This window comes from Pseudomonas sp. HC1(2025) (assembly GCF_058742075.1).
Window position 1 is genome coordinate 3,746,620 of record NZ_CP196017.1, and the last position, 16,649, is coordinate 3,763,268.

A 16,649-nucleotide genomic window follows, 5' to 3' on the forward strand; every position below is an offset into this window, starting at 1 on the left:
ACGCTGGCCGGACAAGGCCTCCAACGGTTGGAGGCCTTGTTGCGCAGCTTACATCTCTGTCACAGTCAAGCCAGTCACGTCGTAGTCATTGCCCGGCCCCCCCCCCATCTGCAGGTTGTCCAAGGTGAGCCGCACCGTAGCGGCCTTGGCCTGGAACACGCCCTGGAGCAAGTACCAGGTGGCAGGAGGTAACATTTCCGCTGAGATTGGCACCCCCTGGGCCGTGAGGATCAAGCGCGGCCTGTTCACTAACAGCGGAATATCACGGATCCACGCACTGAACCGATAGGAACGCCCCACCTGCAGCCCGCTGAAGTCCTTGAACAGTTTCACACGCTGCGTGGCTGGATCGCTGGTATCGGTGTACCCCCAGTCCTGCAAGTAATACCCGTTCGCCGCTCCAGGCACAGCACCTAGCTTGAGCACCAGATCGCCAGGATTGGTGGCACCGGGTCCTCTGTTCCAGCCATTCCAGCCTTTGCCGGCAGGATCGAAGTCGGTGTGGTCGGAGAATGCCTTACTTAACAGCAGCTGCAACGCCGGAAACACCACCGCCGTACTTTCCTGGCTGCTTCCATCAGCAGTGACTTTGCAGGTGAACGTCAAGGTGCTGAGATCCTTCAAAAGCTCAAGCTCGATTCGCCTCAACGCTTGCTTGAGCCCGGCGCTGACTTCTGCCGCCGTCACGACCTTGCCCAGGTAAACATTAAAAATGTACGGGCTGCCATCCTCCCTGGTCCCAATCCCGCGCAGCCAGACTCTCTGGTTCGGCAAGATAAACCACCAGGGTTGCACGGTAATGTCCGCATCGGCGCTGAAAGTGCGCAAATCCAGAATGTTGTTGGTAGCCTGCGGCACCACCGGCGTCGGCAAACGTACGGGCACACTAATCTGCAGGTCGAGGTCCGGGGAAGTTGCCACTTTGCACAGACTGGTGACGGTGTAGTTGATCTTCACCGTCTTGCCGATCCCATGGATCACTGCTTCCCGGGGAATATGGAAATCCACGTAGCCTGGATCACTGCTGCCAGGCTTCGACATCACTGGTAGGCAAGTACCGTCTGTGCGCGTCCAGCACACACTGATTGTATGACTAGGGTTGATCAGCGCGTAGGCCACGCGCACCGTCACGCCATCCCGGCCGTTGTAAACCGTGAGCTGGGTGCCCACCGCTTCGCAGACCGTGGGCGCCTTGAGCTCCAGCCCCTCCTGTGCGATGTCCAGAAGCAATACCGGGAATCTGTGGGCACTGTCCTTGTCCAGCTGGCCGTTGAAATTCACCGCAAAATGCACTTCAAAAGCGCTGCAATCCGCCAGTTTTTGCAGCTCGTGGCGCGGTAACGGCGCCTCGACACCGGTCAACCACTGCTCGGTGACCGGTACCCCCTCCAGCACCTCAAAGCTATATGGGCTGCCGTCTTCCAACTCTCCGGTCACCCACAACCAGCAGGGCTGGCCCAGGGCAATGTAAGGCCAGGCAACCACCGTTGCGCTAGCATCGCCGCCGAATGTACTGAGGTCCAGGGTGCTGCCCGTCGCCTGTTCCACCGCCAGGTTGGGCAGGCCGCTGATATCCAGGACATGCACCTTTTGTGGCGGCGACTCCCATTCGCCGCCACACACACGTGACACGCTGTAGCCCAGCAATATCTGCTGGCGCAGGTTGGCGCTGATCGCCGACGGCGCAACGGCGAATACCAGGCTCTGCTCCCCCTGCGCCACAACGCGACACTCCAGCCCCGGCGACCCAGGCCCAGGCGTGCCGATGAACGTGGGGCAAACCATATCCCCCGGGCACATACGCTCGTACGCCACCTGGATATGCGCGCCGTCCTGCGTGTTCACCGGGTTGACGATCCAGCCGTCGGCGCCGCAGTCCACCGCCTCGACAAGATGGGGCTTGGGCAACTCCAGGTGCGGTTCGGTGAGCAGGTTCACCAGCAGCGAAGGAAACGCACGATAGACCGGCCGCGAATCCCTGGGTGGCAGAAACTCAACGCTGAACAGGATGTACAACTCGCTGTCATGCTTGAGCGCCGCCAGTTCGGCCCGGGGCAAGGTCCGGGTCCAACCGTTGCGAATCTCCTCTTCACTGACCGGCTCCCCGTCAAAAAGGTACAGCCGGGCTTTTGAGCCATCCGGGTAGACACCACCGATATACAGCTGCACACGTTGCGTGGTGCCGATAAATGGCCAAGGCGCAACATGGATCGTGACCGGGTCATCACAGCACATCTGCCCAAGGTCCAGGCTGTTGAACGGGGCTTCGAGGATCTGCGGCCGGGGCAGGTTGGACGGCAGCGGGATCCAGACCACGCCATCAGGCGACGCTTGCTCGCCGCCATCACGGGTCACGGTGTAGCTGAAATTCGCGAAGTTATCCAGGCGCATACCCACGAACTGCGGCGGGATATGGAAGTCGATACAGCCTTCGTCCATACCGTTCTGTGGGGGGATAGGGGCACAATCGCCGTGGGTCGATTCCCAGCACAGGGAGATACTGTCAGTGCTGCGCATATCCTCGTAACAGACACGTACCGTTGCGCCCTCCAGCAATTTGAGCGGGTCCACCTCAGCCTGGCCTTGCGCCTCGACCAATTTCGGTTCGGGCAAGTGCAACGACGCATCCACAAACAACAGCACGGTTGTACGGGGATGAAACTCGTGGGCGTTTTCCGGAAGCTGGGTTTCGTAGATCGGATCAACCGGCACCGGCGGCTGGGGTGAGGTGCCATCAAAGATCACGGCCATGTGGATGGTCAGGGCCGAGTAGTCCTCGCGCCGTGCCATCCAACTGCGCGCGAGCTTGAACTCAAAGATATGCCCGGCAATGGCCTCGGCGGCCGTCACCACATGGTCCCGAGCGACCCAGCTAAACGCGAACGGAGGCTTGTGCTGATCGCCTGCCACATTGATAAACAGCCGCTGCCCGGCTTGGATCATCGGCCACGCCTTGACCCTGATGGTCTCATCGCCGCTGAATGCCTTCATATCCAGTTGCCAGGTGCTATGGATGTATTGCGCATGGGCAAACACCGGCAGCGATGCCTGGAGGTCCTGCTCGCGGATCTGTTGGACCTCCAGTTCCAGCACCAGCGACTGCTTGAGTTGACCGCCCACAGACGCTGTGTACCAGATCAACACGGTATGCCCGATGCAGGTACTGACCCACTGCCATGGAATGGGAATGTCAATGCTGCCAGTGGTACTGCCTGTTCGCACAATCGGCTCGAACACCGGCTCGTCCTGATCCCGGATGGCCCAGTACAACGTCACCGGTGTCGCGCCCATCCCGGCAAATGCAATAGTTGCGCGCGTGCCGTCGATGGCGTCGATGGGATACAGGATGTTGTTGTTGGCGGCGTATTGAATCTGCGGATAGGGTAATTCGACGGTGGCTTCAACAAGGGGCTGGGCAGCGGCCGGTGACGAACTTTGGGGCGCAGTTTTTTTAACCATGACAGGACCTCCAGTCCAGGGAAAGTTAACCAGCAGGCCTGACCGCCAGGCCAAAAACTGCTGTTATCTAACGCTTGGAATACAAGCCTTGCCTACTGTCAGAATTGACAGCTCACACACCGACAATGCGCATAACCGACCAACGGCGGAACGCCCGCCGCATCTGCGGGCGCCGCCTTTGCCGGCTTAAAGCCCCTCCAGCTCAGCCATCAAATCACTCAGCCGGTCCACTGTGCCGGCGCTGATATCATGGGCCGCCAAGCCCTCGATGTACGTCGCCAGTTCTGCCACCGTGCTGCATTCGAACATCGCCCGCAGCGGTACATCCCGTTGCAGGCTCTTCTGCACCCGCGAGGCGATTTGCGTGGCCAGCAGCGAGTGCCCACCCAGCTCGAAGAAGTTATCCAGCACGCCCACCTGCTCGACCTTCAGCACCTGGGCCCAGATCGTGGCCAGGGTCTGCTCCAGTTCGCTGCGCGGCGCGAGGTAGTCCTGGCTGTGCAACTGGCCAATCTCCAGGGCCGGCAGGGCCTTGCGGTCGAGCTTACCGTTGGCGTTCAGGGGCAGGCGCTCCAGCCACAGCCAGTGCAACGGCACCATGTACTCCGGCAGTTCGCTGCGCAGGCGCTGCTTGATGCGGTCCAGGCGCTCGCCAGGGTTAAGGCTGGCATCGCTCGCCACCAGGTAACCCACCAGGTGTTTGCCATTGACCCCCTCCTGCACGCCCACCGCCGCATCACGCACCTCGGGCTGCTCATGCAGGCGCGCCTCGATTTCACCCAGTTCGATGCGGTAGCCGCGAATCTTCACCTGATGGTCGATACGCCCGACGTACTCCAGCACCCCATCACTGCGCCGCCGCGCCAGGTCGCCGCTGCGGTACAGGCGTTCCCCCGGCGCGCCAAACGGATCCGGCACAAACACTTGGGCGGTGCGCAGCGGATCGCTGACATAACCGCGCCCGACCCCGGTGCCCGCCACGCACAGCTCGCCCACCGCACCTTGCGGCACCAGCTCCAGCGCGCCGTCGAGCAAGTACAAACGGTTGTTGTCGGTCGGCGTGCCAATCGGCAGGTAGGTGCCACGGGTCGAGGCCAGGTCGACATGGAAGAACGCCACGTCATCCGAGCATTCCGCCGGGCCGTAGGCGTTGACCAGGCCGATGTCCGGATAACGCAGCAGCCATTGGTGCGCCAGCGCCGGCAACATCGCCTCGCCGGTCGGCAGCATCCAGCGCAGGCCGTCCAGGCTGATGTGGTCCTGGGCGAGCATGCCCTGAATCAGCGACGGCACGCTTTCCAGCACCGTGATGCCCTGGGCCTGCACATGCGCCAGCAAGCCCTGCGGGTCATGGGCAATGGTGTTGGGCACGATATCCACCCGCGCGCCAAACAAGGGCGCGGCGAGGAACTGCCACACGGAGATATCAAAGCTTTGCGAGGCGGTCTGGGCGATCACATCCTGCTCGCTCAGATGCAGGTACGGCACCTTGCTCAATTGGTTATTGAGCATGCCGCGCTGCTCGACCATCACGCCCTTGGGCAGCCCGGTGGAGCCGGAGGTGTAGATCACGTAGGCGAGGTTGTCCGGGGCGCTGTAGATCCCAGGATTGCTGTCGACACCTGCCAACTCCTCCCACACCAGCAACTTCGGCCGCGCACCACAGGCAAAATCCTCGAGCAACGCCTGCGCCTGCTCGCGGCAGGCCGCAGTACACACCAACAACGGCGTGCGGCTCAGGTCGATGATCCGGCTCAAGCGCTGGCTCGGCAGCCCGGGATCCAGCGGCAAGTAACCGGCACCGGCCTTGAAGCTGCCGATGATCATGCCCAACAGATCCAGGCCACGCTCGGCCAGCAGCGCCACCGGCTGGTCGAGGCCGACACCCGCCGCGACCAGGGCATGGCCCAGGCGATTGCTGCGCTGGTTCAGCTCGGCATAGGTCCACTGCCGGTCCAGGCAACTGGCGGCAATGCGCTGCGGATGCTGCGCCACCTGCGCCTCGAACAGTTCGACGTAGCTGCGCTCAAGCGGGTAGTCATGGGCGCTCTGGTTGCAAGCGTCCACCAGGAACTCACGCTCCTGCGCGCCAATCAGCGGCAGGTCGGCCATATCGCCATGGAAGCCCTGCACCAACGCCAGCAGCAGGCGCTTGAACTCGGCGAGCATGCCTTGCACGGTGCTTTGATCGAAATAACGCTGGTCATAGGACAAGTGCAAGCCCAGGTCATCGCCCGGGTAGCACACCGCCGTCAGCGGGAAGTTGGTGTGGGTGCGGCCCGAGTCCGAGGTCGCGTTGAGGCTTTGCGCGCGGTCCAGCACCGAGACTTCCACCGGAGCGTTTTCAAACACGAACAGGCTGTCGAACAGCGGCTGGCCCTTGGGCAGTTCGCTGTGCTCCTGGATAGTCACCAGCGGCAGGTACTCGTATTCGCGCAGTTGCATATTGCTGTCGAGCAAGCCACTCAACCACTGGCGCACGCTGCACGGCTGATCGTCCTCGGGCAACTTGACCCGCAGGGCGATGCTGTTGATAAACAGGCCAACCGTGCGCTGCATGTGCGGCATGTCCACCGGGCGCCCGGCCACGGTGACGCCGAACAGCACGTCACGCTCGCCGCTCAAGCGCCGCAGCACCAAGGCCCACGCCGCCTGGGCGAAGGTATTGACGGTCAGTTGATGAGCCTGGGCCAACTCGCGCAATTGCGCCCCATCGCGCTCATCCAGGCGGGTATAGCAGTCCCCCACCACCATGCCGCCGCTATGGCCGGCGTGTTCCCGCAAGAATGGCCGGTCGCTGGGGATCGGTGTGGTGCGCTCAAACCCTTGCAGGTTCTGCTGCCACCACTGCCGCGCCTCGGCCAGGTTCTGGCGTTGCAGCCAGGCAATATAGTCGCGATAGCGCGGCGGCGCGGCCAGTTGTGCCTCGCGGCCCTCACCCAGGGCGGTGTAGATATCGAAGAAGTCGTTCATCAGCAACGAGCGGCACCAGGCATCGATCAGGATGTGGTGGTTGCTCATCATGAACCAGTAGCGAGCCTCGCCGACGCGGATCAGGCGCAGGTGGAACGGCGCCTGGTTGAGCAGATCGAAACCGGCCTCGCGCTCGCTTTTCAGCAGGGCTTGCAGGCGTGGCTCCTGTTGCTCGGCCGGGGTGCCGGTCCAGTCCAGGTACTCGATCGGCGTGCTGCCGGGCTTGTGGATCACCTGCAACATATCTTCGCCGACGTTCCAGCAGAACGACGCACGCAAAGCTTCATGCCGGGCGATCACGGCCTTCCAGGCCAGGGCAAAACGCTCGGGGTTGAGCTCGCTGTTGATGCGGTAGCGATCCTGCATGTAATAGAGGCCGGTGCCCGGCTCCAGCAGGGTATGCAACAGCAGGCCTTCCTGCATGGGCGTCAGCGGGTACACGTCCTCGATGGCGCTGGCCGGCACCGGCAACGCATCCAGCTGCGCCTGGGTCAGGTGCGCCAGGGGGAAGTCGGACGGCGTCAGGCCACCGGCATCGTCACGCAGGCAATGGGCGATCAGGCTGTGCAACTCGCCCAGGTAGGCATCGGCCAGTTCGCTGATGGTCTGGTGGTCGTGGCGCTCGCGGCTGAAGGTCCAGCGCAGCACCAATTCGCCGCCGTACACCTGGCTGTCCACACTCAAGGCGTTGGGCAGCGGCGCGGCCGGGTCATGGGCCGGGCCGGCAGATACGTCCAGCGGGTGGAACAGCGCCTGGCTGTCGAAGCTCTGGTCGAACTGCCCGAGGTAGTTGAACGTAATCGAAGCACTCGGCAACGCCGCCATGGCCTGGCGACAAGTGCTGTCGGCCAGGTAGCGCAGTACGCCATAGCCCAGGCCCTTGTGGGGCACCGCACGCAGTTGCTCCTTGATCGCCTTGATCGACGCACCCTGCCCGCTGGCCTCCTCGATATCCACTGGGGTCAGGCGCAGCGGGTAAGCGCTGGTGAACCAACCCACACTGCGGGTCAGGTCGATTTCATCGAACAGCGCTTCGCGGCCATGACCTTCCAGTTGGATCAGGGTCGATGCATGCCCGCTCCAGCGGCACAGCACGCGGGCCAATGCCGTCAGCAGCAGGTCGTTGACCTGGGTGCGATAGGCGCTCGGCGCCTGCTGCAGCAACTGCCGGGTGCGCTCGGCATCCAGGCGCACGCTGACCGTCTCGGCGTCGCGATTGCGCAGGCTGCCGTGCGCCCGGTCCACCGGCAGCGCAACCGGCGGGCCGGCCAACTGTTGCTGCCATAGGCTCAGTTCTTCGCGCAGGGATTCGCTGCTGGCGTAGGCCTGCAAACGGGCGGCCCAGTCGCGCACGGCACTGGTCTTGGCCGGCAGGCTGACCGCCTGGCCGTCGCCCAATTGGCGATAGACGTTTTGCAGGTCTTCAAGCAAGACGCGCCAGGACACGCCGTCCACCACCAAGTGATGGATCGCGATCAGCAAGCGTTGCTGGCCAATCGGCCCGTCCACCAGCAAGGCGCGCAGCAGCGGGCCGTGCTCCAGGTCGAGGCTGCGCTGGGCATCGGCGAACAGCGCCTCGCACTGCTGCATATCCGTCACCTGGGCCAGCCACAACACGCCGCCTTGCGGCACGGCCAGATGCTCGGCATGCCATTGCGCGTCGCGCTGGGTGAAACTCAGGCGCAAGGCGTCGTGGTGTTCCAGCACGGCCAACAGCGCCTGCTCCAGGCGACGGGGATCGAGGGCCTGCACCGGCGCCAGCACCAGGGCCTGGTTCCAGTGCTGACGCGCCGGGATCTCGCTGTCAAAGAACCACTGCTGGATCGGCGTCATCCCCGAGGGGCCAGTCAACACACCTTGCTCGGCAGTGATCTGCTCACTGCGCGTGGCCACTGCGGCCAGGGCCTGCACGGTCTGGTGCTGGAACAGGTCGCGGGGGCTGAAGTGAATCCCCGCCTGCCGCGCCCGGCTGACTACCTGGATCGACAGGATCGAATCGCCACCCAGCTCGAAGAAGTTATCGTGCAGCCCGACCTGCTGCACGTTGAGCACCGCACACCAGATCGCGGCGAGGCTCAGCTCCAGCTCATTGCTCGGCGCCACGTATGCTTGCCGATTGGCATCGGGGTCCGGTTGCGGCAAGGCGCGGCGGTCGAGCTTGCCGTTGGCGGTCAGCGGCATGCTGTCGAGCACCATCAGGTGCGCGGGCACCATGTAGTCCGGCAGTTGCGCCTTGAGGTGGGTCTTGAGTGCCTCGCGCAAGGCGGTGTGGTCGCTGGCATCGCTGACCAGGTACGCCGCCAGTTGCTTGCCACTCGGCGCATCCAGGGCCAGGACCACCGCCTCACGGACCGCTTCATGCTCAAGCAGGCGGGTTTCGATTTCGCCCAGCTCGATGCGAAAACCACGGATTTTCACCTGATGGTCGATCCGCCCCAGGTACTCCACCAGGCCATCGGCGCGTTGGCGCACCAGGTCGCCCGTGCGGTAGAGCCGCCCGCCATCGGCATACGGGTCGGCCACAAAACGTTCGGCGGTCATGCCCGCACGCTGGTGATAACCCTGGGCCAGGCCAGCGCCGCCCACGTACAGCTCGCCAGTCGCGCCTTGGGGCACCAGCGCCAGGTCGGCATCCAGGATGTAGGCAACGCGCGCGCCGATGATGCTGCCGATCGGCACACTGGCGGCACCCTCCTCCAGCACCTCGGGGGCCAGGCTGGCCAGGGGCATGACCACCGTTTCGGTCGGCCCATAGGCATTGAAGAACAGCGCCGGCTGGAACGCCGCGCGGATGCGCTGCAGGTGTTCGCCAGTCAGCGCCTCGCCGCCGGTGATGCACATGCGCACCGGTAGGGTCTGGTTTTGCGTGGCCAGCCATTGCGCCAACTGGCTGCCATAGCTTGGGGTAAAACCGAGGATATTGATGCGATGCTCACGGATCAGCCCGCAGATTTCTTCGGCATCCCATTGACCCTGGGCGCGCAACACCACCTGCGCGCCACTGAGCAACGGCACCAGCAGGCGCTCGGTGGCGGCGTCGAAGTTGATCGAATAGAAGTGCAGCTCGCAATCGTCGGGGCGCATGCCAAAGCGCTCGATCACCGCCTGGCAATGCATGGCGATTTCACCGTGGGACACTACCACGCCCTTGGGCTTGCCGGTGGAACCGGAGGTGTAGATCAGGTACGCCTGATGCTGCGCCAGACTGATCGCCGGCAGGTCGCTGGCCGGGTAGTTGGCGAGCACTGGCAGGTCATCTTCCAGGCACCAGCAACTGACGCTGGCGGGCAACTCGCCAAGGGCCTCGAACATCGCCGCATCGCTGAGCAACAGGCCGATGCCGCTGTCTTCGATCATGTAGTGCAGGCGGTCCAGCGGGTATTCCGGGTCCAGCGGCACATAGGCGCCACCGGCCTTGAGGATCGCCAGCAGGCCAATGACCATTTCCAGGGACCGCGGCAGCGCCAGGCCGACCCGCACCTGCGGGCCCACCCCACGCTCGCGCAGCATCCAGGCCAGGCGATTGGCGCGGCTGTCCAGCTCGCGGTAGCTGAGGGTGTGGCCGGCGAACGTCAGCGCAGGCGCATCCGGACGGGCTTGCACCTGGGCGCTGAACAGATGATGGATGCACTGGTCGAGACGATGCTCGCCGGCCTCGATGCCGAGGCTGTCTTGCAGGGCGCGCTGTTCATCGACTTGCAGCAGCGGTAGCTCGCTCAGGCGCTGTTGCGGATCGGCGATCAGCGCCTCCAGCAGGTTGCACCAATGGGCGGCCATGCGCGCAATGCGCGGCTCGTCGAACAGGTCGGTGCTGTAGGTCAGGCAGCAACCCAGGCGATGGTCGAGGTCGGTGACTTCCAGGTTGAGGTCGAACTTGGTGGCACGCGCGTCGTTGGCCAGGTATTCGACCGTCATCCCGGCCAATTGCCGGCTTTGCTGGAACTCCCAGCGCTGCACGTTGCACATCACCTGGAACAGCGGGTTATACGCAGCACTGCGCGGCGGTTGCAGGGCTTCCACCAGGTGGTCGAACGGCAGGTCCTGATGGGACTGGCCTTCGATCACGGTGTGACGCACGTGCTCAAACAACTCAGCGACACGCATCTGCCCGTCGAGCTGGCAACGCAGTACCTGGGTGTTGAGGAACGCACCGATCAGCCCTTCGCTTTCCGGGCGGATGCGGTTGGCCACCGGCGCACCGATGCGCAAGTCGGTCTGGCCACTGTAGCGGTAAAGCAGCGTCGCCAGGGTCGCGGTCATGGTCATGAACAGGGTCAGGCCATGCTCGGCATTGAAGGCGCGCACCTTGGCGGCGAGTTCATCGCCAAGGTCAAAGCGGTACAGCTCGCCCTGGTGACTTTGCACCGCCGGGCGTGGCCGGTCGGCGGGCAGTTCCAGTAGCGGATGCTCGTTGCCCAACTGCGTGGTCCAGTAATCGAGCTGGCGCTGGCGCTCGCCGGCCTCCAGCCATTGGCGCTGCCACACGCTGTAGTCCAGGTACTGCACCGGCAACGGCTCCAGGGGCGATTCGCGCTCATCGATAAAGGCTTCGTAGAGCGCGCTGAGTTCACGGGCAAAGATGTCCATGGCCCAGCCTTCGGTGACGATATGGTGCAGGGTCAGCACCAGGTAGTGCTCCTGCTCGCCCGCCTTGACCAGGCAGGCGCGCAACAACGGCCCGGTTTCCAGGTTGAATGGGCTGTGAGCTTCCTGATCGGCCAGTTGCTGCAAGCGCTGTTGACGCTCAGCCTCGTGCAGCGCCGAAAAATCCTGCCAGCTCATGCGCACGCTGCTTTGCGCGGCGACTTTCTGCTGGGCCACGCCATTGACACTTGGGAAGGTCGTGCGCAGGGTTTCGTGGCGCATGATCAGGGCTTGCAACGCCGCCTCGAAACGCCCCACATCCAGCACCCCGCGCAAGCGCGCCATGCCGCCGACGTTATAGGCCGGGCTGTCCGGCTCCATTTGCCAGAGGAACCACATGCGCTGCTGGGAATAGGACAACGGCACCGCCTGGCGGCGATCCACCTTGCCAATCGCGGTCTGCTGGTTGCGTTGGCCGCTGGCCTGGATCAGCCGCACCTGCTCGACAAAATCCCCCAGCTCACTGGCTTCGAACAAGGTGCGCAGCGCCAGCTCCACATCACAGGCCTGGCGTGTGCGGGAGATGATTTGCGTGGCCAGCAGCGAATGGCCGCCAAGGGCAAAGAAGTCGTCGCGCAGGCCGATGCGCGGCAGGCCCAGGACCTGGCGCCAGATCGCAGCGATCTGCTGTTCCAGGGCGGTGTGCGGCTCCACATGTTCACGCACCTGCCACACCGGTTCCGGCAAGGCACGGCGGTCCACTTTACCGCTGGGGCTCAGGGGCATGACGTCGAGGCGGATCAGTTGTGCCGGCACCATGTACTCCGGCAATTCGGCGGCCAGGGCGGCTTTCACGTCCGGCTCATCCAACTCGCCGCTGGCCGTGTAGTAACCGATCAACTGCGCACCGCCGGCGGTGTCGCGGATCAGCACCAGCGCCTGGGCGATGCCTTCCTGGGCCAGCAACCGCGCCTCGATTTCTTCCGGTTCGACCCGAAACCCGCGCAGCTTGACCTGCTGATCCAGGCGCCCGAGGTACTCCAGTACCCCGTCGGCCGCCCAGCGCACGCGGTCGCCGGTGCGGTACAGACGTGCGCCGGCCGCGCCCAGTGGGTCGGCAACAAACCGTTCGGCGGTCAGCCCCGCACGCCCCAGATAACCGCGCGCCAGGCCAATCCCGCCGATGCACAGCTCACCCGGCACACCTGCGGGCAGCAGGTTGAATTGCTCGTCCAGCACCCGGCAAATCACATTGCCCAAGGGGCGGCCAATCGGCGAGCGTTCGCCATCGGCACGCTGGCAGTGCCAATGGGTGACGTTGATCGCGGTTTCGGTGGGCCCATAGCGGTTGTGCAACTGCACCGCCGGCAGTAGCGCCAGGAGGCGATTGCGCAATTGGGCGGGCAAGGCTTCACCACCGGAGAATACCCGACGCAGGCTGGTGCACTCGGCCGCCAGCGGCTCATCGACAAACAGCTGCAACAGGGGCGGCACAAAATGCAGGGTAGTCACCCCATGTTCCTGGACCAGTTGCGCAATCCGATGGGGGTCACGATGTTCGCCGGGACCGGCCAGGACCAGGCGGCAACCAATGATCAGCGGCCAGAAGCATTCCCATACCGACACGTCGAAACTGATCGGTGCCTTTTGCATCAGCACATCGCTTTCATCCAACTGGTAGGTGGCCTGCATCCACTGCAAACGCTCCGCCAGGGCCCCATGGGTATTGCCCACGCCCTTGGGCTGGCCGGTGGAGCCGGAGGTGTAGATCACATAGGCGAGGTTGTCGGCATTGAGGTGCAGGCCCGGCGCCTGGGTCGGCCAACTGTCGAGCTTGAGGCTGTCCATGGCGATCACCGACACGCCCGCGGCCACCGGCAACTGGTGCAGCAGGTGGGTCTGGGTCAGCAGCAATTGCACGCCGCTGTCGGCCAGCATGTAGGCCAGGCGGTCGGCTGGGTAGTCCGGGTCCAGCGGCACATAGGCGCCGCCGGCCTTGAGGATCGCCAGCAAGCCAATCAGCAGTTGCGGCGAGCGCTCGGCGGCAATCGCCACGCACACGTCCGGGCCGACGCCTTTGTCACGCAGGTAATGGGCCAGGCGGTTGGCCTGGGTGTGCAGTTGGCCAAAGGTCAGGCTAGCGCCGTGCCAGACCAGGGCGGCGCGCTCGTCGGTGTACTGGTTGAGTTGCTCCGGCACCAGGCACTGCGCCGGCGCGCAGGGTGCCTCGCTCCAATGGCGTTGCTCGGCGTGTTCGTCGGCCTGCAACAGTGCAAGATCGCCCACGGCCTGCTGCGGTTGCGCGCAGACCGCCTGCAACAGGTTGACGAAATGCGTGGCCAGACGCGCGATGGTGCTGGCGTCGAACAGTTCGTCAGCGTAGTCGAACGACAGGCTCAGGCGCCCATTGCGGTCTTCTTCGCTGTGCAGTTGCAGGTCGAACTTGGCTTCGCGGCTGTGCCATGGCAGTTCTTCGGCCAGCAGGCCCGGCAGGCGGCGCAAGGCGCCGAGATCGCGCTGCTGATGGTTGAACATCACCTGGAACAGGCCTTGCTCACGGGCTTGCGGGAAGGCTTCCAGCAGTTGTTCGAAGGGTAAGTCCTGATGGGCCTGGGCCTCGGTGGCTGCCAGGCGGGTCGCTGCCAGCAGCTCGCTGAACGGCAGGCGCCCATCCACTTCGGCGCGCATCACCAGGGTATTGATAAAGAAGCCGATCAGGCCCTGGGTTTCATGGCGCCCCCGGTTGGCGTTGGGCACGCCGATACGGATATCGCGCTGGCCGCTGTAGCGGTGCAACAGGCTCTGGAACGCCGCCAGCAACAGCACGAATGGCGTGGCCTGGTGGGCCTGGGCGGTCTGGCGGATGGCTGCGCCGAGGCTTGCGTCCAGGCGCACGCTGTAGCGTGAAGCGCTGCGCCGGTGCTGGGCCGAGCGCGGGTGGTCGGTGGCCAGGCTCAGGGTGGGATGGTCGTGCGACAGTTGCTGCTGCCAGTAGGCCAACTGTCGCTGGCCCTCGCCTTCGGCCAGCCATTGGCGCTGCCAGCTGCCGTAGTCGGCGTACTGCACGGCCAGGGTCGGCAGCTCGAGGGCCTGGCCCTGGGACGCGGCGGCGTAGAGGCGCGAGAATTCGTCGAGCAGTACATTCAGCGACCAGCCGTCCGCAATGATGTGGTGCAGGGTCACCAGCAACTGGTGATCTTCATCGTCCAGGCGCAACAGGGTGACCCACAGCAGCGGGCCCTGTTCCAGGTCGAACTGGGTGCGCGCCTCGTCCTCGCGGATCTGCGCGGCGCGGGCTTCACGCTCGGCCACGGGCAAGTCGCGCAGGTCGATGACTTGCACGGCAAACTCGCGCTGGGCATCGACACACTGCATGGCCTGGCCGTCGCGCTCATAGAAACGTGTGCGCAGCGCCTCATGGCGCTGGACCAATTGCGCGAAGCTTGCGTGCAGCGCGTCTTCGTCCAGCTCGCCGCGCAGGCGCAGGGCACCGGGGATGGTGTAGGCGCTGCTGTGCGAGTCCAATTGCCAGGTGATCCACAGGCGGTTCTGCGCCAGGGATTGCGGCATATCCTGCTGGCGTGACAAAGCGCTGATTGCGCCTTGGGCCACGCCACCGTCCTGTTGCAATTGGCCGACGCTGGCGGCGAAATCAGCCAGCACCGGCGCCTCGAACAGCAGGCGCAAATTGAGTTCCAGGCCCAGGGTCTCGCGCAGGCGGGCGACTACCTGGGTGGCGCTGATGGAGTTACCGCCGAGCAAGAAGAAGTGATCATCGGCCGCCACTTGTGCGACCTGCAACTGTTCGCACCAGATCGCGGCGATCTGCTGTTGCAACCCCGACGCAAGCGCCTCATCACCCGCCTGCACGGCCTGGCCAGGGAACTGCGCGTAGCTGTCGAGGCTGCCATCGGCCAGGCGGGTGCGGCAGGCCGAACGCTGGACCTTGCCACTGGAGGTTTTCGGCAAAGCGCCGGGATTGAGCAGCACCACCACGCACGGCGCTTCTTGATAGGCCTCGGCCACGGCCTGGCGAATGGCTTTGACCAGGGCCTCGGGCGGCAGGATTTTCTGCACGCTGCGGCTGATTTCTGCGGCGATGCCAATGCCTTCCAGGCCCTGGTCATTCACCGCAAACGCGGCGACACGGCCCTTGCGCACCACTTCCACTTCGCGCTCGACGGTTTGCTCGATGTCCTGGGGGTACAGGTTGTGCCCGCGCACGATCAGCAGGTCTTTCAGGCGCCCAGTGATAAACACCTCGCCGTCGCGCATAAAGCCCAGGTCACCGGTACGCAACCAGGTGCGACCGGCGTGCTGCACGAACGTCTTGGCGGTGGCTTCGGGGTTGCGCCAGTAACCGTGGGCAATGCTCGGGCCGGTGGCCCAGATTTCGCCGATGCAGTTGTCGGCCAGTTCGGCCAGGGTATGGGGCTCGACGATCAGCACCCCATGTTCGGGCTGGCTGCTGCCGCAGCTCATGATCGCACTGCCCTGCCCAGGCTCCGCCCGGTTGGCGGCCAGCGCCTGTTCGTCCAGGCGCAAGGCCGGAATGCCCTGGCCACGGGTACCACCGGCGACAAACAGCGTCGCCTCGGCCAGGCCATAGGAGGCAAAGAAGTTGCTGGGGGTAAAGCCGCATCGGGCGAATTTCTCGGCGAAGCGTTCCAGGGTGTCCAGGCGGATCGGCTCGGAGCCGGAATAGGCCACGCGCCAATGGCTCAGGTCGAGGCGCTCGAGGGCCGAGTCGCTGACCCGCTCGCTGCACAGGCGGTAGGCGAAATCCGGGCCGCCGCTGATGGTCCCGCGGTATTGGCTGATCGCTTCCAGCCAGCGCAAGGGCCGGCCGAGGAAGTATGCGGGCGACATCAACACACACGGCACGCCACTGAAGATCGGTTGCAACAGACCGCCGATCAGGCCCATGTCGTGGTACAGCGGCAGCCAGCTGACAATCACGTCATCGGGGTTGAGGTCGATGCCAAAGCCGCGACGGATCAGTACTTCGTTGGCCACCAGGTTGCCGTGGCTGACTTGCACGCCTTTGGGCAAAGCGGTGGAGCCGGAGGTGTATTGCAGGAAGGCGATATCGTCGTCCTGCAGGTGTGGCGCAACCCAATCGGCAGCGAGTTCGCTGTGCAGTTCATCCACGCAGAGCAACGGCGGCGCTGCCTGGATCTGCCCCAGGGCGTCGCGCAAGCCGCTGCTGGTCAGCAACAGGGTTGGCTCGGCATCGGCGATGATCGACAGCAACCGCTCCTGGTGATGACGGCGGGTGGACTCCGGCGGATAGGCCGGCACCGCGATCACCCCTGCGTACAGGCAACCAAAGAACGCCGCGACATAATCCGGGCCGCTGGGGAACAGCAGCACCGCACGCTCGCCCGGGCCGGCCGAGGCCTGCAAGGCGGCGGCGATGGTGCGGGCGCGCAGGTCCAGGTCACGGTAGCTGAGCACCACGGTGTCGTCGGCGGACTCGGCCAGGAAGCGCAGGGCCACCTGGTCCGGTGTCTGCGCGGCACGGCGCTGGAGGGACTGGACCAGGGTACGGGGAAGTTCGAAGGCGTCCATCATGAGGGGTTCCTGCCTGAAATCGGCTTACGGGGAAATCGGGGATAGAGGGCGTGGGCGTG

2 protein-coding genes are annotated in these 16,649 nt (G+C 64.5%); both read right to left on the minus strand.

From position 1 onward, the window contains the following. Window positions 1–48 precede the first annotated feature (48 nt). A complete protein-coding gene (locus ACSSVH_RS16490) occupies window positions 49–3,459 on the minus strand; it encodes a hypothetical protein (RefSeq protein ID WP_492633491.1) in 3,411 nt (1,136 codons plus the stop codon). A gap of 186 nt (window positions 3,460–3,645) precedes the next feature. Next, the gene (locus ACSSVH_RS16495) at window positions 3,646–16,590 is read right to left on the minus strand and encodes a non-ribosomal peptide synthetase (protein WP_492633492.1); all 12,945 of its coding nucleotides are present in this window, start codon (window positions 16,588–16,590) and stop codon (window positions 3,646–3,648) included. Window positions 16,591–16,649: the final 59 nt, after the last annotated feature.